Origin of the sequence: Floridaenema flaviceps BLCC-F50 (assembly GCF_041929275.2) — a bacterium.
GTDB lineage: Bacteria > Cyanobacteriota > Cyanobacteriia > Cyanobacteriales > Aerosakkonemataceae > Floridanema > Floridanema flaviceps.
The window spans coordinates 3,251,583-3,274,069 of the sequence record NZ_JBHFNR020000001.1 but is presented as its reverse complement, the minus strand read 5'-3'; the positions used below and the strand labels follow the sequence as shown (position 1 = coordinate 3,274,069).

17 protein-coding genes are annotated in these 22,487 nt (G+C 40.1%); 10 read left to right on the top strand and 7 right to left on the bottom strand.

The features are described from left to right. Positions 1 to 167 precede the first annotated feature (167 nt). Complete coding sequence (ald, locus tag ACE1CI_RS15745) at positions 168 to 1,262, bottom strand: alanine dehydrogenase (RefSeq protein ID WP_413266003.1); 1,095 nt, start codon at positions 1,260 to 1,262, stop codon at positions 168 to 170. 171 nt (positions 1,263 to 1,433) lie between these two features. Between ald and ACE1CI_RS15740 the strand changes: the two genes are divergently transcribed. From ACE1CI_RS15740 to ACE1CI_RS15725, 4 genes are all read left to right on the top strand, one after another. Continuing rightward, the gene (locus ACE1CI_RS15740; RefSeq protein WP_496615614.1) at positions 1,434 to 1,604 is read left to right on the top strand and encodes a CAB/ELIP/HLIP family chlorophyll-binding protein; all 171 of its coding nucleotides are present in this window, start codon (positions 1,434 to 1,436) and stop codon (positions 1,602 to 1,604) included. A 209-nt stretch (positions 1,605 to 1,813) separates the two neighbouring features. Continuing rightward, complete coding sequence (locus tag ACE1CI_RS15735; RefSeq protein ID WP_413266005.1) at positions 1,814 to 2,116, top strand: hypothetical protein; 303 nt, start codon at positions 1,814 to 1,816, stop codon at positions 2,114 to 2,116. Between the two features lie 88 nt (positions 2,117 to 2,204). Continuing rightward, a complete protein-coding gene (locus ACE1CI_RS15730) occupies positions 2,205 to 2,657 on the top strand; it encodes a heavy metal-responsive transcriptional regulator (RefSeq protein ID WP_413266006.1) in 453 nt (150 codons plus the stop codon). After that, on the top strand, positions 2,632 to 3,753 hold the full coding sequence (locus ACE1CI_RS15725; protein WP_413266007.1) for a WD40 repeat domain-containing protein: 1,122 nt from the start codon (positions 2,632 to 2,634) through the stop codon (positions 3,751 to 3,753). The genes ACE1CI_RS15730 and ACE1CI_RS15725 overlap by 26 nt, the downstream gene beginning before the upstream one ends. Here the strand turns inward: ACE1CI_RS15725 and ACE1CI_RS15720 are convergent. Further along, the gene (locus ACE1CI_RS15720) at positions 3,701 to 3,949 is read right to left on the bottom strand and encodes a hypothetical protein (RefSeq protein ID WP_413266008.1); all 249 of its coding nucleotides are present in this window, start codon (positions 3,947 to 3,949) and stop codon (positions 3,701 to 3,703) included. The genes ACE1CI_RS15725 and ACE1CI_RS15720 overlap by 53 nt on opposite strands. 116 nt (positions 3,950 to 4,065) lie before the next feature. On the opposite strand from ACE1CI_RS15720, the gene ACE1CI_RS15715 reads away from it, so the two are divergent. Then, positions 4,066 to 5,079: an acyltransferase family protein gene (locus ACE1CI_RS15715; RefSeq protein WP_413266009.1), complete on the top strand. Its 1,014-nt coding sequence runs from the start codon at positions 4,066 to 4,068 to the stop codon at positions 5,077 to 5,079. A gap of 46 nt (positions 5,080 to 5,125) precedes the next feature. Here the strand turns inward: ACE1CI_RS15715 and ACE1CI_RS15710 are convergent, their stop codons facing one another. Continuing rightward, positions 5,126 to 9,850, bottom strand: coding sequence for a PAS domain S-box protein (locus ACE1CI_RS15710; protein WP_413266010.1), 4,725 nt, complete (start codon positions 9,848 to 9,850; stop codon positions 5,126 to 5,128). A 144-nt stretch (positions 9,851 to 9,994) separates the two neighbouring features. After that, the gene (locus ACE1CI_RS15705) at positions 9,995 to 12,325 is read right to left on the bottom strand and encodes a response regulator (protein WP_413266011.1); all 2,331 of its coding nucleotides are present in this window, start codon (positions 12,323 to 12,325) and stop codon (positions 9,995 to 9,997) included. Positions 12,326 to 12,388: 63 nt separating this feature from the next. Between ACE1CI_RS15705 and ACE1CI_RS15700 the strand changes: the two genes are divergently transcribed. Further along, positions 12,389 to 13,405: a S66 peptidase family protein gene (locus ACE1CI_RS15700; RefSeq protein WP_413266012.1), complete on the top strand. Its 1,017-nt coding sequence runs from the start codon at positions 12,389 to 12,391 to the stop codon at positions 13,403 to 13,405. Positions 13,406 to 13,599: 194 nt separating this feature from the next. Here the strand turns inward: ACE1CI_RS15700 and ACE1CI_RS15695 are convergent, their stop codons facing one another. After that, on the bottom strand, positions 13,600 to 14,082 hold the full coding sequence (locus tag ACE1CI_RS15695; protein ID WP_413266013.1) for a universal stress protein: 483 nt from the start codon (positions 14,080 to 14,082) through the stop codon (positions 13,600 to 13,602). Between the two features lie 281 nt (positions 14,083 to 14,363). Between ACE1CI_RS15695 and hemE the strand changes: the two genes are divergently transcribed. The 3 genes from hemE to ACE1CI_RS15680 all read left to right on the top strand — a co-directional run bounded on the left by hemE (position 14,364) and on the right by ACE1CI_RS15680 (position 19,168). Beyond that, complete coding sequence (gene hemE, locus ACE1CI_RS15690; protein ID WP_413266014.1) at positions 14,364 to 15,428, top strand: uroporphyrinogen decarboxylase; 1,065 nt, start codon at positions 14,364 to 14,366, stop codon at positions 15,426 to 15,428. Between the two features lie 55 nt (positions 15,429 to 15,483). Further along, positions 15,484 to 17,445, top strand: a complete 1,962-nt coding sequence (locus ACE1CI_RS15685) for an NAD-dependent epimerase/dehydratase family protein (protein WP_496615501.1) — start codon at positions 15,484 to 15,486, stop codon at positions 17,443 to 17,445. A 142-nt stretch (positions 17,446 to 17,587) separates the two neighbouring features. After that, a complete protein-coding gene (locus ACE1CI_RS15680) occupies positions 17,588 to 19,168 on the top strand; it encodes a B12-binding domain-containing radical SAM protein (RefSeq protein ID WP_413266016.1) in 1,581 nt (526 codons plus the stop codon). A gap of 106 nt (positions 19,169 to 19,274) precedes the next feature. Here ACE1CI_RS15680 and petL read toward each other — a convergent pair whose 3' ends face one another. Next, positions 19,275 to 19,367, bottom strand: coding sequence for a cytochrome b6-f complex subunit PetL (gene petL, locus ACE1CI_RS15675; protein WP_413266017.1), 93 nt, complete (start codon positions 19,365 to 19,367; stop codon positions 19,275 to 19,277). A 34-nt stretch (positions 19,368 to 19,401) separates the two neighbouring features. Here petL and aroB point away from each other — a divergent pair, with 34 nt between their 5' ends. Next, on the top strand, positions 19,402 to 20,511 hold the full coding sequence (aroB, locus tag ACE1CI_RS15670) for a 3-dehydroquinate synthase (protein WP_413266018.1): 1,110 nt from the start codon (positions 19,402 to 19,404) through the stop codon (positions 20,509 to 20,511). A gap of 278 nt (positions 20,512 to 20,789) precedes the next feature. On the opposite strand, the gene ACE1CI_RS15665 is transcribed toward aroB, so the two are convergent. Then, positions 20,790 to 22,481 (bottom strand): trypsin-like peptidase domain-containing protein, encoded by a 1,692-nt coding sequence (locus tag ACE1CI_RS15665; RefSeq protein ID WP_413266019.1) that lies wholly within the window; start codon positions 22,479 to 22,481, stop codon positions 20,790 to 20,792. Positions 22,482 to 22,487: the final 6 nt, after the last annotated feature.

Below are 22,487 nucleotides of genomic sequence, written 5' to 3'. Positions count from 1 at the left end.
TTATAGAAACAAATAATAAAAATCTGGTAAAAATGTAACTATTTTACCGATTTTTTTTAGATTTACTGATGAGTCAAACAAAAAATTAACAGAGGGACAAAGCAATTAGAGAAACTGTTTTGTCCCTAAATTATGGATTTTGGTAGTTAATCTTTACTTTGACGATCTTAGGCATTACCAGTCAGATCGGGAAATACTTCTTTTACTGCTGGATGTACTAACTGATGATTTTGGACATTTAAGCCTTTAGCCAAAAAAGGATCGGTTTCCAAAGCTTTTAAGCCTTGATTAGCTAGTTTGAGGACGTAGGGTAAGGTACTATTGTTCAGGGCTTGGGTAGCAGTCCAAGGAACGGCTCCAGGCATATTGGGTACGCCGTAATGGACTACGCCTTCTTCTAGGTAGGTAGGTTGGGTGTGGGAAGTGGGATGTAAGGTTTCCACACAGCCGCCTTGATCGACTGCGACATCGACGATGACTGAGCCATGACGCATTTGTTTCACGAAGTCACGGGAGACAAGAATGGGGGCACGTTTTCCTGTAACTAAAACTGCACCAATGAGCAAGTCTGTATCGATGACATTTTTCTCGATCGTACTAGGACTACTGTAAATGTATTCGACTCTGGAGCCATATAAAGTTTCTAAATAAGCTAAACGATCTACATTCACGTCAAAAATTTGCACTCTTGCACCCATTCCTACAGCGATGCGTGCGGCTTCTGTACCGACTACGCCACCGCCTAAAATCATCACTTTTCCAGGTCTAACGCCGGGAACGCCGCCTAAGAGAACGCCTCGTCCTCCTTGTTGGCGTTCGAGATATCTGGCTCCGAATTGTACTGCTAAACGTCCGGCGATAATGCTCATGGGTGTGAGCAGGGGAAGTTTACCGTTGGGTAATTCTACGGTTTCGTATGCGATCGCACTAATCCCACTATCAATTAATGCTTCGGTTAAAGTGCGATCGGCAGCTAAATGTAGATAAGTAAACAGTAATTGTTCTTTTTGCAAAAATTGATACTCTGCTCTTAGTGGCTCTTTTACTTTAACTACTAATTCTCGATCCCAAGCTTCTTTAGCTGTATCAACAATCTTTGCGCCAGCTTGGATGTATTTTTCATCCTCAAAACCCGCACCAGCACCCGCTTGTGTCTCTACAAAAATGAAGTGTCCTGCTTCATGCAGCACTCGCACGCTACTGGGACTTAAACCAACTCGAAATTCCTGATCTTTTGTTTCCTTGGGAACGCCGATTTCCATTTGTGACCTCTATACTTACCCATGTTTTTAGCTTATAGCTAAGCCACAAGAAACGGGAAAATCACAAATCTCAAATTTGTTTGCCAAACCTGGATTATTATATAAATGTAAAGATTTATTACTAAGTGAGAGAAGGTTTGACAGATTATGGCTAGAGGCTTTGAACCAACAGTGACACAACCGCAACCAACCACCACTCCTAAACTAGAGGAGCCAAAATTTGGGTTTAATGAATATGCAGAACGCTTGAATGGTAGAGCCGCGATGATTGGTTTTGCTCTGACTTTGCTGATTGAGTATGTTACGGGTCAAGGGTTATTATCCTGGTTAGGGCTGTATTAAAGTCCCAGTTGTAGTTTTTTCGGAAGTTTTCCTGAAAAATATGCACATCAGGAAGCAAATGTCATAGAACATGAAGTAGGGGGTGTTAGCAGATAGAACGGAAGGTAAATTTTTGCTACTCCCCGACTTCATGCAAGTGAGGGATAGGAACCCTCATAGTAAAACGCTAAGATTGAAGCAAAAGTAGATTAACTAGTTGACTGATTCTTATGATGAATGCTGCTTATGTTAGGTATTTGAGGTCAGCCTACCGCAGAGAACCGATTGTTAGTTTTATGATTACTATTGGGGCGGTGGATGCTGTGATTGGTGGAGTTGGCGATCGGGTTACGTTGCTCACGTTTGGTATGGGTATGGTAGCATTGGCGATCGTCCTGCGTTGGTTAATGGTTCAGCGTCGTCCAGCAGAAATTCCCACGGAAGCACCCCAAATTTATCTCCCACCCACACCTTCCCAATCTCAGTTACCTAACTTAAATGTGACAAACAAAAAACGTCCGCCACGCTCTTAAGCTGTTAATTTAAAGTTGCTAGTTGAGGAAGCAGGGAAATAGAGAATTTCTCCTGCTTACGAATCGCTGAATCTAATGACCTAAAATCATGACGAAAACTATTTTAGGCAAACTGCACAAAATTGGAGAAGTAGCGTCTTTTACTGGATTACCAGTAAAAACAATTCGTTATTACGAAGAACTTGGTTTACTATCGCCAGTAGTGACACGCGCTTCATCGGGATATCGATTGTTTGATTCTCAAGTACTCAAGCGACTGGACTTTATTAAACGTGCTCAGTCTTTGGGGATGAGTTTAAAAGAGATTCAGGAATTTTTGGAAATTCACGATCGCGGGGAGTTACCCTGTCACGAAGTTAAACAACATATTCAATCGAAACTAAAAGCGATCGATCGACAAATTGCAGCGTTGGAGACTTTGCGATCGGAATTACTTGAGCTTCTCTCCGACTGGAAAGAACCAAAATCTGATGATGTAGATGAGATAATCTGTCCTAATATTCAATCACATTTGGATGAAACTTCCGAACATTGCCACTAAATTATTTCAATTAGGATGTGCAGTTTTAGCCAGTCTTAGCTGCTACACAATTTTTATAGATAAAACTGGGGCAAACATTAATACCATTGCCGAAAAACTGCCTCCCCCTGCTGCTCCACTAATTCCTAATCCTCCTTTGCCAAACACAGAAAGTCCTTGGCAAAGAGTGAGAATTTTACATAATATTAAAGCTCATTGGGGGCCAATTTACGCTCTAACTTTCAGTCCTGATGGCAAATATCTTGCCAGTGGCGGAACTGATATTGATACCAAAATTCGCTTGTGGAATCCGATAAAGGGTAATAAAATTCGCACAATTAATGCTCATAGTAACCGAGTTTTGGCATTAGCAATTACTCCCGATAACCTTACCATTGCTAGCGGTAGTGAAGATTCCACATTGAATATTTGGAGCTTAAAAAATGGCAAACTAAGCCGTAGTTTAACCCATGAATTTAACAATATTTTATCTTTAGCAATTACTCCCGATGGACAAACTTTAGTTAGTGGGGGTTTGGATGGGATAAAATTAATTGATTTGAAAACCGAAAGGTTACTTTATAATCGCGTACCCTTAGCAAAACCAATAGTTTACGCTGTGGCACTTAGTCCGAATGGACAAATTTTAGCAACTGGAGGTAGGGATACAACAATTCAATTGTGGAATATTCAAACTAGTCAATTTCTGGGTACTATACCCGGACATCAAGGCGCGATTACTTCTTTAGCTTTTTCGCCAGATGGTAATACTTTGGTGAGTAGCAGTTATGACCATACAGTTAAAGTTTGGAACCTCGTAAATCGGAGGTCTTTTACACTTGTTGGTCATCAAAATATCGTTAATTCGGTTGCGGTGCATCCTGATGGGAGGACTGTAGCTAGTGCGGGTAGGGATGGGGTAAGAATTTGGGATTTAGGAACTGGACAGCAGATTCGATCGATCATGATTGATACAGATTGGGTACAAACTGTCGCTTTTAGTCCTGATGGTAATTTACTGGCAACTGGTGCATTTGATGGCAAACTCAAGATTTGGGAAGGTATTAATAAGAATTTTCCTGTAGAATTGGGACAAAAAAAAGAGGGAGGAAATTAATTTTCCCTCCCTGAGCATTTTTCTGATTTGATTTTTGGTTTTGATTTGGTTTTTGGTCTTCAGACTGTTCTTTGAGTTTCTTGCGTAACATCTGTTGTTGTTTCTTCAGTTGTCTCGCTCTGGCAGAACCGCCTCTACCTTTGTCGTTTCTTCCCTCTTTTCGGGGAGATTCCCAACGCTTGAGTTGTCGAGCCATCGTTGTTGCCTTTTATTTAGTTTTGTTTACTTTACTTATTATAGCAATTTTCAGCAGGATGGTGCGTTATGCTGTCGCTAAGGGAGCCTATCCTTATTAATTTAGATATTTTAATTATGGATTTTACTAAAGAAAAAACCAATATTGCCAAAGGTTTAGCAATATGTTTGATGTTTTCTCATCATCTTTATGCTTTTCCTAAACGCCTTTTGCATGGCAATTACTATATTCCTATGATTCCCTTTTTTAATGCGGAATACCATCTAGGGATTTTTGGCAGTATCTGTGTCTCAATGTTTCTTTTTTTGTCTGGGTATGGGATGTTTTTGGGGTATAACAGTTATCTTAAATCTCCCATACTTTATACTTGGAAAAAACTCAAAGAGTTATATCTAACTTACTGGTTGTACTTTCTAATTTTCGTACCTATCGGACTCATTTTCTTTAAAGATGTAACTCTTTGGAAATCAAATGAAATTCGATATTCTACAGAATGGCGTACTCTTGTTGAAAACTTTTTGGGGTGGTCAACAACATATAATCAAGAGTGGTGGTTTGTGCGGATGTTTGTCTTACTTTTAATTTTTCTTTGCCCTCTTTATCTGGTTTTGTCAAAGCAAAACCTGGTTTTACTTTCTTTGCTTTCTCTTAGCATTTTTATCTATTCTCTAATCTTAAATGTCAGCTATCATAGCCCATTGGGTTTTATGTTTTTGCAGATCTCATTTACTACAGGTATAGTCTGTGCAAAGGTTAAATTTTTTTCGAGTCGTTTTGTGCAATACTTTGATGATAACTTGAAAGAATTCGGGGTTTTCTTCGGGATAGTCGTCTGTTTTCTGTTACAAATTAACTTTGGAAGAAAAATAGAGTTTTTATTAATGCCTCTTTTTATATACTTCGTTATTAGGGCAATATCTGCACTACACCTGTCTAAATTATTGGCATACATAGGAGTTTATTCCTTCCCACTATGGCTGGTTCATTCCTTTTTTTGCTACTATTATTTTCAAGATATTATTTATTTTCCCAGATGGTCTCCATTGATATTTGTTTCACTGATGGGTGTTTCACTACTGTCAGTTCTATCGATCGAGTATTTGCGCTCTCGTTTAAAAATATTTATTTAGAGAATTGAGCTAACCCGTGCAGAGTATAATTTAAATGCGTGACTGTTTATTTTTCTGTCAATTCGTAAATTTCATCAAAGCAAAAACGACGCACTAAGTCGGTTAATCCTTCGATTAATAATTGATGAGATGAGGGTATTTGGGTAATTAGTTGGTTAATTTTTTCGGCATCTACTTCTAGGGATGCTTGGTGCAGTTCTGCTAACCATTCTGATGGCATAATTGATAAGTCTGAGGGTTTAAGATCTTTGCCGCTGATAGTTTCTTCGGGATTTTGATTTTCTGATTCTTCAGCGTAAATGAAGCGAACTCCGATGTGTTCGGTGAGTTTATCAAAAATTACTTGTTCCCGGAAAGGTTTGCTGACAAAATCATCGCAACCTGCGGCTAAAATGGTGGTTCTTTGTTCTTCAAAGGCGCTTGCAGTCAGGGCAATAATTTTAGTAAAAGTTGTGCTAATATTGGCTTTCTTTCTAATTTGCCGAGTGGCTTCGTAACCATCCATGACGGGCATTCGCATATCCATCCAAATTAGGTGAGGTTGCCAGTTTTCCCAAATAGCGATCGCTTCTTGTCCATTGTTAGCGGTGCGAACTTCAAAACCTATACTTCCTAAAAGTTGAGCAATTATATCTCGGTTCTCTGAGCGATCGTCTACGACTAAAATCCGATAAAGGGGTTGATTTGGTGCTATCTTAAGTACTCGTCTATTAGTTAATAATGGTGCTACTTCTGAGGGCGCAGCTAAAGTAATTTTAATGTCAAAGCTGAAGATTGAACCTACTCCTAAAATACTATTAACCTGAATATCTCCTCCCATTAAACGAATGAATTGACGGCTAATAGTTAAACCTAAACCTGTGCCTTCTCTAGCTTGAGTTCCACTAGTCGTTTGCACAAAAGGTTGAAATAAACTATCTATTTCTTCTGGGGCAATGCCTCTACCTGTGTCTTGCACTTCAAAGTAAACTGTAATTTGTTCGGCGTTGTTTTTTGTTAAGAATTCTAGGTTTCTTATATTTGCAGTAGCGCGGAGAGTTACTTCTCCTTTGTCGGTAAATTTTACGGCATTACTTAATAAGTTGATCAGCACTTGTCGGAGTTTACCTTCATCTGTGAAAACGTACTGAGGTAAATTTTCAGCAAGCTCAAATTTTAGAGACAATTGCTTGGCTTCGGCGCGGGATTGGAACATTTGTTGCAAGGTTTGTAGCAACCGATGTAAATCGAAAGCTATGGAATGTAAAACAGTTCTTCCCGCTTCAATTTTAGACATTTCTAACACATCATTAATTAAGGTTAGTAAATGTTCACCACTGCGGTTAATTGTCGCAAGAGATGCTTTTTGACGCGCAGTTAAAGCGGCATCTCTTTCCATTAATTGAGCAAAACCTAAAATTGCATTTAACGGGGTACGCAGTTCATGACTCATATTTGCTAAAAAAGTGCTTTTCGCATTGTTAGCAGCTTCAGCGGCTTCTTTAGCAACTCTTAAAGCTTCTTCGGCTTTATGCCTAGCGATACCAATAGCTGTAATTTCTCCGACTAATTTGAGCAAACTAATATCATCTTCGCTCCAATTTTTAGCATAGTTAACTACATCTGCACCTAAAAATCCGATGACTTTACTAGAGTGAACTAAGGGGGCAACTATTAAAGATTGAATTAATTGAGTTTGCAACATTGCTTTTTCTGCTGTTGCTTCGGGAGGAAGGTCGGAAATTGAGGAAACTTGAATTACTTGCCCATGAAAAATTTTGGTAGAAAACCAAGGCAAAGTATTCGGATTTGATACTCTGAGATAACTAGCTAATGGTTGAATTCCCTCAGCATACCATTCACCGATTAGGAAAATTTGTTTTTGATCTTCTGATAATTCAAAGATGCAACTACGTTCTACTTCTAGGAATTTGGCGATCGCTTTTAATGTAAAATTAAGTGCTGTGTTCACATCTTGGTCGATAAACTGACGAGAAATACAACTAACTAAACTTTCTCTTTTCGCCCGACTTTCTATTGCTTCTTCTGCTTGTTTGCGCTCTAATTCTGCACCAGCACGGGCGGCAAAAATTCTTAAAATTAGCTCTCTTCCGGGGTCATTTTCCATTGGTTTAACATCCATTACTGCTAAATGACCCAAGATTTCACCTGATGAATTAGTTAAGGGAATTCCTAAGTAGCTTTCGGCGCTAATTTTAACTAAATCTCGATCGTTAGGAAACAAATTTTGAAGATTTTGTGGATAGTAGCAAGTTTGACCTGATAAAATACTCTCACAAGGCGTTCCACGCAAGTTATATTCAAAGTTTTCTTTTAATCTGTTTTCAGCCCAAATTGCTAAAGTACGAACTTTAGTTTTAGTTTCATTGGCAAATTCAGTTACTAAGGAGTAACGAACTCTTAGTACAGAGGCGAGATAACGCACACAGGAATTAAAGAAATCGCCGCCTGTTGTTGCCGCTGTTCCTTCAACAATTAATCGTAAAGCTTGTTCTCTATGTTTGCGATCGGTGATATCTTCGGAAATACATAATAAATGTGTAATTCTTTTTTGACTATCAAACAGCGGGAATTTTAAAATTCTGCTTAAAATTTTCTCTTGATTAGCCGTAGTAATTTCCATTTCAGGATCTTCTAATAATGTACCTTGTTCTACTACTGTTAAATCCTGTTTCAGAAAAAAGTCTGCTGATTCTTGGGGAATTAATTCATGATCGTTAAAACCTAGTCCTTGTTCTTTGGTAAAGCCTAAAATCTTTTCAGCGTTTTTGTTAATTAATACATAGCGAAAATCATTATTGTTATCTTTGGCAAACAGCCCTAAAGGAATGTTATTAATAATGTTATCTAAAAATTGTTGAGATTGTTTTACTTCTTCTTCTAATCGTTTGCGATCGCTAATATCCACAATCATAAATTCTAAACAAGATTCTTCGGCATTAATTCGCGCCGAAAATAAGCCCCAACTAATTCCTCCATCTTGGCGATATAATTGAATTTCAAAATTGCGAAGTTCGCCATTTTGTTCCATTTGGGATATCATCCAAGTACGATCGTTGGGATTAACATGAAATTCCCCAGCACGACGTTTACCAATTAATTCTTTTGCAGATTTATAACCGATAATTTCCGCACAGGGTTGATTAGCATCGATAAACAATCCATCTGATAACCGAGAACGTCCAATTCCTACTAATGAATTCTCAAAAATATGGCGATATTTTAGTTCGCTACGTTGTAAAGCTTCTTCTGATTTTTTGCGATCGGTAATATCTGTTACTACACCTTCTAAACAATTTTCTTCCACATTTAAACGGACAGAACATAATAACCACAGTATTGTGCCATCACGACGGCGAAATTGAACTTCATAGTTGTGTAATTGACCGTTTTGTAATACTTGATTGACAGCGAATTGGCGATCGCCTTCATGAATATAAAAATCCCTAGTATATTTCTTTTTAATTACCTGATCGGGAGAATCATATCCTGTTAGTTCAATAAACTTTTGATTAGCATCTAAAATTAATCCATCTTCAATTCTGGTTAAAAGAATTCCTACTTGAGAGTTTTCAAACAACCGCCGAAATCTTAATTCACTGCGGCGCAATGCTGCTTCTGCTTGTTTACGTTCGGTGATATTTTTAGAAAAGCTGAAATCTAATCCTTTGCCATCAAATTCTAAATAATAAGCAGAGACTTCTATTGGAATTAAATCTCCCGTCTTGGAACGGATAATAGATTCAAAAGTTAGACTTCCTTTCTCTTTAAGTTCTTGCCAATGTTCGGGCCAAATTTCTTTAGGATAGTTAGGATCGATATCATGAACTGTTAATCCCAGTAATTCTTCTCTAGGAAATCCCAATAACCGACAAGAAGCTTGATTAACATAATAAATCCTTCCCTCTTCATCGCAACAACCAACATTATCAGAAATTTGATCTAAAGCAAACTGACTAAACCTTAATCTTTCTTCAGTTTTCTTCTGTTCTGTAATATCCCGAAAACTCCAAACTCGACCAATAATTTCCTGATCTTTCCATTGCGGTTGAGAATAACGTTCAAAAATTCGATCGTCTTTAAACTCGACAAAATCTAAAGCTACTGCTTCTGGATGATTAATAAATAAATCCCAAATCTTCGCAATAAAATCTTCGGGATCTTTGGTTTGTTGCGCTAAAAATTGCAATCTTTCATCTTCTCTTCCCGGTAGTAATAACTCTTCTGGCATTCCCCACATTTGTAAAAATTTCTGATTATAAATTGGGGCATTGCGGGAACGATTTACTACTAAAATTCCATCAGCAGTTGATTCTAAAGTCGCTTGTAATAAAGATAAATATTCTTGCTGTTCTTGTGACTGATTGGTTGACTGAGTTTGGGGAGTGACATCTTCAATTACTAAAATAACCGCCGGAATATTATTGCTTACTTCTACTAAATTACCGGAGATTTTTAAATTTAATTTATTATCATTTTGGATGAATTCATATACTGTGGTTTCATATTCCCCATTGATAATTTTTCTATCTGGATAAGCATCAGAAGTTAGGGGGTTTTCCGCTTGTTGTAAAGGTAATAATTCGCAAAAATTACTACCAATTATTGAAGAACTTGCTCCGAGCAGGCGAGTAAAAGCAGAATTACACCATTCTATTTGGTGATTTTGGTCTAAAAAAACAACTGCATCTGCGATCGCATTTAGCGCCACTTCCATTTTACTAATAGTTGCTTGCAGTTGATTTGGCGACTTTGACTTTCTGTTGCCCATATTTTAGGTTCCCCATTAAAAAGTCAATCGATATTAGATCTTAGACTTTAGATTTTAAAATGGCAAATCTCAAATAATTACACTTTATCCCAATATAAAGGTAGGGACACGGCATGATTAAAATTTTACTTTACACCAAGATATTTATGATGCCGTGTCCCTACTAGATTTACTGGCAACTTGATAAAGGGATTGCAGCGTCAATCCCTCAGTCGGATATTCTACAATGGCGAAATTACAACTTACTTGAAAACGACTACCATCCGGTGCAGAAAACACTTGTTGTCGCAGAGTAGTTAAAATATCAGTTAGGCGATCGCCAACTTCCGACTTACTTAAACCCGGCATTCCCACCACAAATTCCCCATTTCCCCAATAACCTAAAACCTCATCACCGCGAAAAGTAGATTGAAACAATTGCCCCCATCTTTGTAACACCTGATTTCCCACATTATGTCCATACTGAATATTAATTTGCCGCAGTTGAGAAACACTAAAAATTGCCAAACAAACGGCATATTTATTTACCTCTGCTTGCTTGAGCAAACTTGACAAATCTCGACTAGATTTTATCTGATTTAAAACCCCAGTTTGCGGATCTTTAGTCGAAAGAGTTTGCAGTAAACGATTACGTTCCAAACGATTAGTAATTCTGGTTAATAATTCCACCGCCACTACAGGTTTAACCAAATAATCATCTGCACCAGCAGCGAACACTTGTTGAATAATATTTACATCTCGATGAGCAGTCAAAAACAAAATTGGTAACTCTTGCCAATTCGGATCGCTACGCACCGCCTGACAAAGCTCAATCCCGCTAATATTAGGCATCTCCACATCTAGAATTAGTAAATTTGGAGAGACATCTTTTAACACTTCCCAAAATTTTAGAGGCTCATCTAAACCCGTGATTCGCATTCCCCAAGGTGACAACATTGGCGGTAAAGTTGCCAGAAACATTGGGTCATCATCTACTACTAATAAATTAACACTTTGGCGACGACTTTGCTGTAAAATTTGCCAAGCTAAATCCCAAATTTGAGTTGCTGTTACAGGTTTTGTTAAAAATCCTTTGCCTCCAGAACGCGCCACTGTTATTCTGTCTACCAAACAATCTCCAGCAGCGAGGACAATCACAGGAACAACTGGCGTGCGTTGCGCCAAATCTGTTAATAATTCCAAACTTTTCTTCCGTTTTCCTACCTCATCAATACTCAACACTACTAAGTCAGGAGATTTTTTTTGTAACCAATCTTTAGCTGCTTCTAAAGTTGTTACTTGTAACCAATTTTCCCCGGTTGATTGCGTTAGTTCTCGCAAACTTTCACCCAGTTCCGGGTTAGGATCGATTAATAATAATCGCGTATCAGTTGAGGGAATTTTCACAGAAGCAGGAGGTTTTAGTTGCGAAATTTCTGCTTTGCTTTGTCCTTGTCCCCTGTCTTTAATTCCCTTATCTAAATCTTCAATCAGTGACAAAATTTTGGTTTCGAGAAGTAACCGATCGGACTCCAAAATTTGTTCTATTTGTTTAGCAATTTTAGTTCCCGATTCCCATTCAAACATTCCCAAAACCCCGGCTAATTTATGCGCTTCTTTGCTTGCTGCAAGGCGCAACTCATCAGCTATTTGTCCGGTTTTAATAGCTGTTGCTGCTGTTTGTAAAACTTCTAAGCGTTCTGCCATTAAACCCTGATATTTTTGCCACATTACCTCCATCGCTTGATTAAATTGTTCTTCCACCGAAGAACCAGTATTTATTTTTGAATCGGCAGTTTTAGATTTGGAATTTTCACTGCTTGCCTGTTCTGGGTTGAGGCGATATCCTAAACCATAAACGTTTTCAATCCAATTTCCTGCGCCTGCATTTCGCATTTTTTGGCGCAATCCTTTAATATGTGCTTTAACGCTTTCTTCTAATGGTGGATCGTCATAAGACCAAAGATGTTCAACAATATTGGCGCGACTGAAAACTCGCGAGGGATTTCTTAAAAATAACTCTAAAAGATTGTATTCTTTAGGGGTTAATGCTAAAACTTTTTCTTGAAAAGTTACCTGACAACTACTAGGATCTAATTTGAGTTCTCCTAGTTGTAAAACTGGCGTGTGGGGAACTTCTCCTCGCCGCAATAATGCTCTGACTCTAGCATGAAGTTCGGCTAAATCTAATGGTTTAATTAAGTAGTCGTCTGCACCTGCGTCTAATCCGCGAATCCGATCGCTATTAGCATCCTTAGCCGTCATTAATAAAATCGGAGTGCTGCACCCAGAACCACGCAATTTACTACATAAACTAATACCATCTAATTTCGGCAATCCCACGTCCATCAAAATTAGATCGTAAGGCGTACTTTGGACATATTCCCAGCCTAATTGCCCATCTGCGATCGCATCTACCAAATAGTGCTGACTGGTGAGAGAATCTAAAAGCACATTTGTTAGCATTTCGTCATCTTCAATCAACAAAATTCTCATTAGTGGTTAAGGGAAAATACAATTAACAATTAACACTGAAAAATACAAGGTTTATCTATTCCAATGCTCAATTTTTGCCAAATTCCCGCCCCTTTGCAACCCGGAGATTTACTACAAGTAATCGCGCCTAGTGGTGCATTGCGCGAAATGTCAGCGTTTGAAAAAGGTGTAGAAATTTGGCGAAAGCACGGCTACCAAGTCCAAATCTGCGACGGCATCACCGAACGTTGGGGATACTTAGCTGGTCAAGACCAACATCGCCGCTATCAATTAAAAGAAGCATGGTTTAACCCAGATGTCAAGGGTATTCTCTGCGCCAGAGGCGGTTTTGGCAGCACTCGGTTGCTGGAAGACTGGAGATGGGGAGATGGAGAGATGGGGAGATGGAGAGATGGGGAGATGGGGAGATGGGGAGATGGAGAAAATACTCCCCCTACCTCCCTACCCCCCCACCCCCCCACTCCCGTAGGACAGGCATCTTGCCTGTCATCCCCAGTCAAATGGTTAATCGGTTTTTCTGATGTGACGGCGCTACTTTGGAGTTTGGGGAAAGTTGGGATTTCTGGCGTACATGGGCCGATGTTAACTACGATCGCTTCTGAGCCAGAATGGTCAATTGAAAGATTGTTTGATTGGGTAGAGGGACGTTGCCTCAAACCCTTATCCGGTGTAGGTTGGGGGGGAGGGAAAGTTAGCGGGGTTTTACTTCCAGCTAATTTAACAGTTGCCACTCATTTGTTAGGTACACCGCTGCAACCGGAATTCGACGGGGTAATTTTAGCTTTGGAAGATGTCACTGAATTTCCTTATCGCATTGACCGACAATTAACTCAATGGCGGATGAGTGGAATTTTCTCCAAAGTCAAAGGCATTGCTTTAGGCAGATTCAGCCGCTGCGAACCTGCACCCAATACTCCCAGTTTAGCGATCGAAGAAGTATTGCGCGATCGTCTCTGTGACCTTGGTATCCCCATTGTCTCCGATCTACCCTTCGGTCACGACGGCCCCAATGCTACCTTACCTGTAGGAATTTTAGCTCAACTAGACGCAGATGCCGGAGTTTTGAGTTTCGAGTTTTGAGTTAGGGAGAGAGTTTGAGGCTGAGATCTTGGCACTAAGAGGCGGAGCCTGGAGTTTCTCGTTCCCAGGTTCAACCAGGGAACGAGATGAGCCTGGAGTTTCTCGTGTTTCTCGTTCCCAGGTTCAACCTGGGAACGAGATGAAGGAGGTTCTACCTCCACTCTCCCCAACCCCCAACCCCCAACCCCTAACCCCTACTTCTGTTGAACAATGAGGACAGAACAGGGAGAATGGTGAACTACATAATTGCTGATGCTGCCCATGAGTAATTCGCCCAAGCCGGAAAGACCGCGACGACCCATAATAATTAAATCCGCATCCCAATTTTTAGCTAAGTTGCAAATTACTCGACCGGGGCCACCATAATTAAGAGTATATTCAGTCGGAACTCCGGCATCAGCGGCTTCTTTAGCCCAGGATTCTAATAAAGTTAAGTATTTTTTGCGAGAAAGCTCTTTTTCTTTCAGGTAAGTTTCTACTTGCTCCACCATTGCAGCGTGATATTCTAAGGCAGAAATTTGTTGTGAGGCAATTTCTGCCAGACCAATTTCTTCGTCTGTGAGGACGTGCAGCAGCATTAAGGTAGCGTTATTCTGTTTTCCTAGAGACAGTGCTGAATTAAATACTTTTTGGCTAATTTCTGAACTGTCCATTGCTACCAGAATTTTCTTATACATATAAACTCCTTTTAGTTTGTAAACTTTGTTATCAACGGTAATTTTCTCAAACCAAAGCTTTTTGCTTTGAGTTTCCAGATTTAGCGACTTTTATTGGCTGAAATTTTAACATTGAAAAGCTTTATCTGATATATATTGAATTTGCATATTTTAATTTTAATAGATGAGGTGTGAGGGAAAGGTTTGTAAATCTAGAAGAAACAAAAAGAAATGCGAATAAATGTGTTGATGAATGATAAGCTAACAAATGCACTTAAAAAACTAATATAGGACGAATTTAGATGGCTGGGTCAACCCAGGTTCCTTATCTGTTACGGGCGGCGCGGGGCGAAGTGTTGTCACGTCCGCCTGTGTGGATGATGCGACAAGCTGGACGCTATATGAAAGCTTATCGCGAGTTACGAGATAAGTATCCCTCGTTTCGCGATCGCTCAGAAAATGTAGATTTAGCAGTGGAAATTTCCCTGCAACCTTTCCGCGCTTTCCAACCCGATGGAGTGATTTTATTTTCGGATATTTTAACTCCACTGCCCGGAATTGGCATACCTTTCGATATCATAGAAAGCCGAGGGCCTGTAATCGATCCTCCGGTTCGCAGCCTAGAACAGGTGAAAAACCTCAAACCCTTAGAACCAGAAAGTTCTTTGCCGTTTATTCGGGAAATTTTACAGATTTTACGGCAAGAAGTGGGTAATCAGGCGACGGTTTTGGGTTTTGTCGGTGCGCCTTGGACTTTGGCGGCTTATGCTATTGAGGGTAAGTCTTCCAAGGATTACACAATTATCAAGAGTATGGCTTTTACACAGCCAAGCTTGTTACATGAATTCTTGGGTAAATTGGCTGATGCGATCGCCATTTATGTAAGATATCAGATTGACAGCGGTGCCCAAGTTGTGCAAATGTTTGATTCTTGGGCTGGGCAATTAAGCCCCCAAGATTATGAAACTTTTGCCATGCCTTATCAACGGCGTGTGGTAGAACAAGTTAAGGCGACACACCCCGATACGCCAATGATTCTTTATATTAATGGCAGTGCGGGAATTCTCGATCGCATGAGCAAGTCTGGTGTAGATATCGTCAGTGTAGACTGGACGGTGGATATGGCAGAAGCAAGAGTAAGATTGGGCGAAAACATGGGAGTGCAGGGGAATATTGACCCTTGCGTTTTGTATGGTTCTCAGGACTTTATCCGCGATCGGATTTTAGATACAATTCGCAAAGCTGGTAAAAAAGGTCATATCCTTAATTTGGGTCACGGCGTTTTACCAACTACTCCCGAAGAAAATGTCGCTTTCTTCTTTGAAACTGCTAAGCAAGCTGATAAATTGCTCACCATTCATGCCTGAAGTTCTGCATTAAAATTGGGGCATTGAATAGAAGATAGAATTTCAGAGGTGATAGGTGATAGGTGATTCTCTAGCAGGAGAGACAAACAACCCAGACAAACAGGAAAACCTAGAGTTGAATTCTCCTGAAATTTCTGTAGCAGAATCTAATGACTCGAAAGCATCTGAGGCAATAACTTCAGATGCTAGTTTAGAGAGTTTAGTAACTGAGGAAATTCAGGAAACAGGAGAGTCAATTTCTCCCAACATCCAGGTAGTTGAATCGGAGGCGATCGAAATTCAGTCAGCCCCAGAGTTGGCATTTTCTGCAACTTCCGAAACCGGGGAAATTCAAGAAACAGGAGAGTCAAATTCCCCGGAAATTCCGGTAGTTGAATCGGAGTTGATTGAAATTCAACAAGCCCCAGATTTGACATTTTCTGCAACTTCCGAAACCGGGGAAATTCAGGAAACCGGAGAGTCAAGTTCTCCTGAAATTCCGGTAGTCGAATCGGAGGCGATCGAAATTCAATCAGCCCCAGATTTGGCTGATTCTGAAACGGACGAAACCGGGGAAATTCAAGAAACCGGAGAGTCAAGTTCTCCTGAAATTCCGGTAGTCGAATCGGAGGCGATCGAAATTCAATCAGCCCCAGATTTGGCTGATTCTGAAACGGACGAAACCGGGGAAATTCAAGAAACCGGAGAGTCAAGTTCTCCTGAAATTCCGGTAGTCGAATCGGAGGCGATCGAAATTCAATCAGCCCTAGATTTGACTGATTCTGAAACGGACGAAACCGGGGAAATTCAAGAAACCGGAGAGTCAAATTCCCCGGAAATTCAGCCTGCGGAATTTGAAATAAGAGAAATTCAGGAAAAACCGGAATTAAAAGTTGCCCAAACAGCTAAAGTTGCTGAGGCAATTAACTCTTCTGTTGGATCACCTTTGCCTCTCACCTCTGAAACTGCACCAACTAAACCAAATAAAGATTGCTTACGAATTTTAATTACTGGTGCTAGCGGCTGCATTGGTCAATATATTGCCGAAACACTAATTAAAGAAACAGAACACGAATTGTTTCTCTTGGTAAGAGATCCCAAAAAATTAATAATTGACTGCAATTATCGATCGGGGGTAAATATTGTCCAAGGAGATATGAAATATATTTCTCGCTTGGCAAAAATGCTGAAAACAATGGATTGTGCAATTTTAACCGCAGCAGCTTGGGGTGGTCAGCAAGAAGCCTTAGATGTTAATGTTTTTAAAACCTTACAATTGCTGAATTACCTCGATCCCAAAGTTTGCCAACAGGTAATTTATTTCTCCACAGCTAGCCTTTTGGATAAACACAATCACTTACTCAAAGAAGCTAGGGAATTAGGCACTGAGTATATCCGTTCCAAGTACGAAGGATTAACAAGAATATCAAAATTACCAATTGCCGATCGCGTTACCACCCTATTTCCTACCCTAGTTTTAGGAGGAGATGCTAAACATCCTTATTCGCATATTTCCTCTGGTTTACCAGGGTTGAAAAAATGGATTAATTACATCAGATTTTTCAAAGCTGACGGCAGTTTCCACTTCATTCATGCTCAAGATATTGCCCAAGTAGTTTTGTACTTGGTGAAAAATCCCCCAAGTCGAGAACAAAAAAACTGGTTTGTGTTAGGAAATCAACCAACAACTGTCAATCAAGCAGTGGAAGAAGCTTGTGAATATCTGCGAAAACCCATTTTTTTCCGGCTAAATCTATCTCCTTGGTTGGCTGATATTTTAATTGGGTTGTTTCGCATTCAAATGGCAGCTTGGGATAGATTTTGTTTGGAATATCGCCATTTTACCTACACAAATGCGATTAATCCAGCTACCTTTGGTTTACCAGTGTATTGTTCCACTATTAAAGATGTGCTAAAAACCAGCGGCATTGGTGAACCCCGTAAAATTGCACCTAACTCAATGAACTATAACTCATCCAAAACTGTGGAAAACCGACTTAAAGATTACAGACAAGCGTTTGAGGATAAAGAGCAATAAAGCTATTTTGTAGTAACTACTAACGCAAGTTGCTAGTTATAATAATTGAGATTAAGATTAGTACTTTGTTGCGCTGTCTTCGCTCTTATTACTCTCGATAAGAGCGAAGACAGCGCAACAACATACTTGAGGAGGAATATTTATGAAGGTTTTGTTAGTTTATCCCCTGTTTCCGAAAACTTTTTGGTCTTATGAGAAGATTTTAGAATTGGTCGATCGCCAAGTCTTATTACCACCTTTAGGCTTAGTAACAGTAGCGGCTATTTTACCGCAGGAGTGGGAATTTAAGTTAGTCGATCGCAATATTAGGTCTGTCACCGAAGCCGAATGGGAATGGGCAGATTTAGTAATTATATCAGCAATGATTGTCCAAAAACAAGACTTTGCTGCCCAAATTCACGCCGCAAAACAACGGGGTAAAAAAGTAGCAGTTGGTGGCCCTTATCCCACATCTTTACCAGAAGAAGCACTAGCAGCAGGGGCAGATTATTTAATATTAGATGAAGGGGAAATTACCCTACCCATGTTTGTTGAAGCAATTCAAAACGGTGTAGAAGCAGGAACTTTTCACGCCAATGGGGAAAAACCAGATGTTAGTTATACACCAATTCCCCGCTTTGAGTTACTGGAATTAGATGCTTATGATTCCATGTCAATTCAATTCTCACGGGGTTGTCCTTTTCAATGCGAATTTTGCGACATAATTGTTTTATATGGTCGCAAACCCAGAACCAAAACGCCAGAACAACTTTTAGCTGAATTAGATTATCTTTACAAATTAGGTTGGCGGCGAAGCGTGTTTATGGTTGATGATAATTTCATTGGCAATAAACGCAATGTCAAATTATTACTTAAAGAATTGAAAGTTTGGCTAGCCAAACATGGTTATCCTTTCCAACTTAACACCGAAGCTTCCGTAGACTTGGCGCAAGATCCAGAACTAATGGAATTGATGGTTGAGTGCAATTTTAATGCGGTATTTTTGGGAATTGAAACCCCTGATGAAGAAAGCTTGAGTTTGACTAAAAAATTTCAAAATACGCGCAATTCTTTAAGTGATGCAGTGCAGGCAATTACCAGGGCTGGACTGCGACCAATGGCAGGATTTATTATTGGTTTTGATGGGGAAAAAACTGGTGCAGGTAAGCGAATTGTCCAGTTTGCCGAACAAACAGGAATTCCCACAGTAATGTTTGGAATGCTGCAAGCTTTACCGAATACAGCCCTTTGGCATCGTTTAGAAAAAGAGGGACGTTTACGGAAAATTGATTCTAACATCAATCAAACCAGCTTAATGAATTTTATTCCCACTCGACCTTTGCCAGAAATTGCCCAGGAATATGTGCAGGCTTTTTGGGATTTGTACGAAGCAGAACAGTTTTTAGATAGAACTTATCGCTGTTTTTTGATGCTTGGTGCGCCGAAAGTGAAAGCTAAATTTAAAATGCCCAGTTGGTTAGATTTACGGGCGTTATTAATTGTAGTTTGGCGACAGGGTATAAAACGGAAAACTCGCTGGAAATTCTGGCATCACCTGTTTAGTATTATCAAACGCAATCCCGGAGTTTGGGAACATTATTTAACAGTTTGTGCTCACAACGAGCATTTTTTAGAATATCGTCAAATTGTACGTGACGAAATCGAAAGACAGTTAGATGAATTTCTAGCAGAAGAGAGAAAGTTATCATCTGCAACTGCCAGAAAAACCGCGTTAGCTAGTTAACCCAAGTTGCTACTTATATTAAAATTAAGTACGTTGTTGCGCTTCAGCGCTCTTATTACTAAGATAAGAGCGAAGACAGCGCAACAACGTACTCATTTCTAAAATTTTAGATTAGCTTGGTAGCTCTGAGAGCAAAAAACAAGCCAAGGGCTACTGCGTAAGCGCCAAGCAAAATCACCGCGTAAGATACTACAGCCATTTGTGTTCCTCGTATTTGGGTCAGGATTTAGATAATGCAATCCGTTATTGATGTTAATTTACCGCAGAATCGTTATGAAATAGCGATCGCACCCGGAAGTTTAGACAATTTGGGCAATTGGATGAACGGAAAGGAAAGCAAACCGTTGAATTTAGGCAAAAAAGTATTGCTGGTTTCCAACCCGGTAATTTTTAAGCGTTATGGAGAAAGGGCGGTTAAATCTCTCATTAATGCTGGCTTTGAGGTGGTTTCCCTGAACCTCGCTGCTGGCGAACAATACAAAACATTGAATTCGATCGTCAAAATCTACAACGCTGCCTTAGAAAACCGCCTAGAACGTGCTTCCACAATAGTTGCTTTGGGTGGCGGCGTAATTGGCGATATGGCGGGTTTTGCGGCTGCTACCTGGTTACGGGGAATTAATTTTGTCCAAGTGCCTACAAGTTTGTTAGCGATGGTAGATGCGGCAATTGGCGGGAAAACCGGAGTCAATCATCCTCAAGGTAAAAATTTAATTGGGGCGTTTCATCAACCCAAATTAGTATTAATCGATCCGCAAGTTTTGAAAACTTTACCCCCCAGAGAGTTTCGCGCTGGCATGGCGGAAGTTATAAAATATGGGGTAATTTGGGATGCAGATTTGTTTGCCAAGTTAGAAGAATGTGAAAAATTAGATCAATTGCGTTATTTGAGTGAGGAAATGTTGCAAACTATCCTCACCCATTCTTGCCAAGCTAAAGCGATCGTAGTTGGAAAAGATGAAAAAGAATCGGGTTTAAGGGCTTTATTAAATTACGGTCATACTATTGGTCATGCTGTAGAAAGTTTGACTGGTTATAAAGTAGTGAATCATGGCGAAGCTGTGGCAATTGGTATGGTAGCCGCAGGTCAAATTGCTGTAGATTTACGGATGTGGAGTAAGGAAGCGACGGAACGACAAAATGAGTTAATTAAAAAAACAGGTTTACCTAATAAGTTGCCTGAAGGTTTAGATATTGGGGAAATCATTGATTCTTTGCAAACTGATAAAAAGGTGAAATCAGGTAAAGTTAGGTTTGTTTTACCAAGGCGAATTGGTGAAGCGACTGTAACCGATCAAGTTCCCCCAGATGTGTTGCGACAAGTGTTGTTGCAAATGCAGTAGGTTGGGGATTGGTATTGTTAAGTAGATGCAAATAAATAAAGTGATAATAGTTATATGAGGATGAGGCGGGCAGGATGCCCGCCCCACAAGAGTTACAGCTTTCTTGTGGAGCCTTTGGATGAGGCGGGCAGGATGCCCGCCCCACAAGAGTTACAGCTTTCTTGTGGAGCGGGCATCCTGCCTGCTTGGTTTTCACTTTATTTACATCTACCTACTTAAAACTTTGGAATGGTGCGTTACACTGGCGTTAACGCACCCTACAGATAGCTAGCTAGAACTCACTGGCGCGATAGTCGGAAAACATAAATGTATCCGGGGCCTAAGTATGCAGGGAGAGTTCTGGAACCTGCAACGAGAGTTTGTCCATCAGAACTGAAAGCAACAGAGGTGAAAAGAGCATAATCCCCTTTTTCGGCATCTAGTAATCGGTTGTTACGCAACAGTTGTCCGCTGTATAAATTCCAAATATTGATGTTTCCTTGCCAATCTACACCAGCTAGGAGTTGACCATAAGAGTTAATTGCTATGGCAGAAGGAGAATTTTTTTGAATTGTATATAGTAGTTTCCCAGTACTTGTATCCCAGACTTTGAGTGTATCTTGTTTGTCACAAACACCTGCAATTTTTTCTCCTAAAGGCGAGAGAGCTAATGCCCACCATACTCGCTCAGCACAAATACGATCGTCTTCTATGGTAGTCTGCAATTTGCCAGTTTGAACATTCCACAATCGAATCAATCCTTGCAATTCTCCACTAGCTACTGTTTGTCCATCTGGGCTGAAATGTACGTAATCTACTAAGCCTTGATTATAGCGATCGCTATCTGCTAAAGAGTGCAACAATTGACCTGTATTTACGTTCCAAATCTTGATCGTTTTGTCATCGCTGCCACTGGCTAAAGTTTGACCATCTGGACTGAAAGCTACCGATCGCACTACATCAGAATGTCCGGTGAGAGTTCGCAGCAGTTTGCCCGTTTGCAGATCCCAAAGTTTGATTGTTTTGTCCGAACTGGCAGAAGCTAAAGTTCGATTATCTGGGGCGATCGCTAATTTTGTAACCACGTTAGAATGCCCAGTGAGAGTTCGTAGTAATTTACCCGTTTGCAAATCCCACAACTTGATCGTCGTATCGTAACTTCCAGAGGCTAAAGTCCGATTATCTGGGGCAATCTCTACAGAAGTAACCGCATTAGTATGTCCGCTGAGAACTTGTACTTCATTTTCAAAGAAGTTATCGCCAAAGTAATGTAATTTGATTCCCTGTTGAGATGCGAATTTCACAAAAGTGTTAATGGGCATTCCCAAATTAAACCCTGATTTAACATTAATAGTTTGCCCAGTTTCAGGATTAATAATTTCTTCCCCATCCGCCCTTCCGTGAATGCCAATCACGACTCCATTGGCATCAAATACAGGCCCACCACTCATCCCAGAACGGGTGATATTTGTATAAACTAAGGCATAACCATCTTCTAAGGATTCCAAAGGTCGCCCGGATATTTTCCCCGAAGTTAGCTGAAATATTCGTTGGGTAATTGCCTGTCCTGGATGGGGCCAACCGGAAATATAAATTGTCTCTCCTTGAGTTACTTTGTCAGAATCTCTGACTGGGGCAACTAAGTATTGTTTATTACTAGTAAACTGCACCAGTGCTAAGTCTATTCCAGGTAATTTTTTGACGGTGCTGTAGTTTAGAGGATATTTGATGCCATCTGAGGTAACGATTTCGTATTCGTCTTGGGTGGCGACAACGTGCTTGGCAGTTAAAACGTAGTATGTGTTTCCTTGTTGGGAAATAATCACACCTGAACCTGGATTTTGACCGTTGATGACGACGGTAGTAAGTTTGGCGAGATTTGCGATCGCTTGTTCATCGAGTGTTTGGGGTACAGCTATTTGCGGTTGCACGAAGACGATCGCTGCACCCACTAACGCTGCCGATAGTTGATAGAAAAATTTCTCAGACATCTTTCA

Bases quoted from the DNA above. Each gene is read 5' to 3' on its own strand.
- ald (WP_413266003.1), bottom strand. From the start codon at position 1,262: ATGGAAATCGGCGTTCCCAAGGAAACAAAAGATCAGGAATTTCGAGTT.
- ACE1CI_RS15735 (WP_413266005.1), top strand. From the start codon at position 1,814: ATGATGAATGCTGCTTATGTTAGGTATTTGAGGTCAGCCTACCGCAGA.
- ACE1CI_RS15730 (WP_413266006.1), top strand. From the start codon at position 2,205: ATGACGAAAACTATTTTAGGCAAACTGCACAAAATTGGAGAAGTAGCG.
- ACE1CI_RS15725 (WP_413266007.1), top strand. From the start codon at position 2,632: ATGAAACTTCCGAACATTGCCACTAAATTATTTCAATTAGGATGTGCA.
- ACE1CI_RS15720 (WP_413266008.1), bottom strand. From the start codon at position 3,949: ATGGCTCGACAACTCAAGCGTTGGGAATCTCCCCGAAAAGAGGGAAGA.
- ACE1CI_RS15715 (WP_413266009.1), top strand. From the start codon at position 4,066: ATGGATTTTACTAAAGAAAAAACCAATATTGCCAAAGGTTTAGCAATA.
- ACE1CI_RS15710 (WP_413266010.1), bottom strand. From the start codon at position 9,850: ATGGGCAACAGAAAGTCAAAGTCGCCAAATCAACTGCAAGCAACTATT.
- ACE1CI_RS15705 (WP_413266011.1), bottom strand. From the start codon at position 12,325: ATGAGAATTTTGTTGATTGAAGATGACGAAATGCTAACAAATGTGCTT.
- ACE1CI_RS15700 (WP_413266012.1), top strand. From the start codon at position 12,389: ATGCTCAATTTTTGCCAAATTCCCGCCCCTTTGCAACCCGGAGATTTA.
- ACE1CI_RS15695 (WP_413266013.1), bottom strand. From the start codon at position 14,082: ATGTATAAGAAAATTCTGGTAGCAATGGACAGTTCAGAAATTAGCCAA.
- hemE (WP_413266014.1), top strand. From the start codon at position 14,364: ATGGCTGGGTCAACCCAGGTTCCTTATCTGTTACGGGCGGCGCGGGGC.
- ACE1CI_RS15680 (WP_413266016.1), top strand. From the start codon at position 17,588: ATGAAGGTTTTGTTAGTTTATCCCCTGTTTCCGAAAACTTTTTGGTCT.
- petL (WP_413266017.1), bottom strand. From the start codon at position 19,367: ATGGCTGTAGTATCTTACGCGGTGATTTTGCTTGGCGCTTACGCAGTA.
- aroB (WP_413266018.1), top strand. From the start codon at position 19,402: ATGCAATCCGTTATTGATGTTAATTTACCGCAGAATCGTTATGAAATA.
- ACE1CI_RS15665 (WP_413266019.1), bottom strand. From the start codon at position 22,481: ATGTCTGAGAAATTTTTCTATCAACTATCGGCAGCGTTAGTGGGTGCA.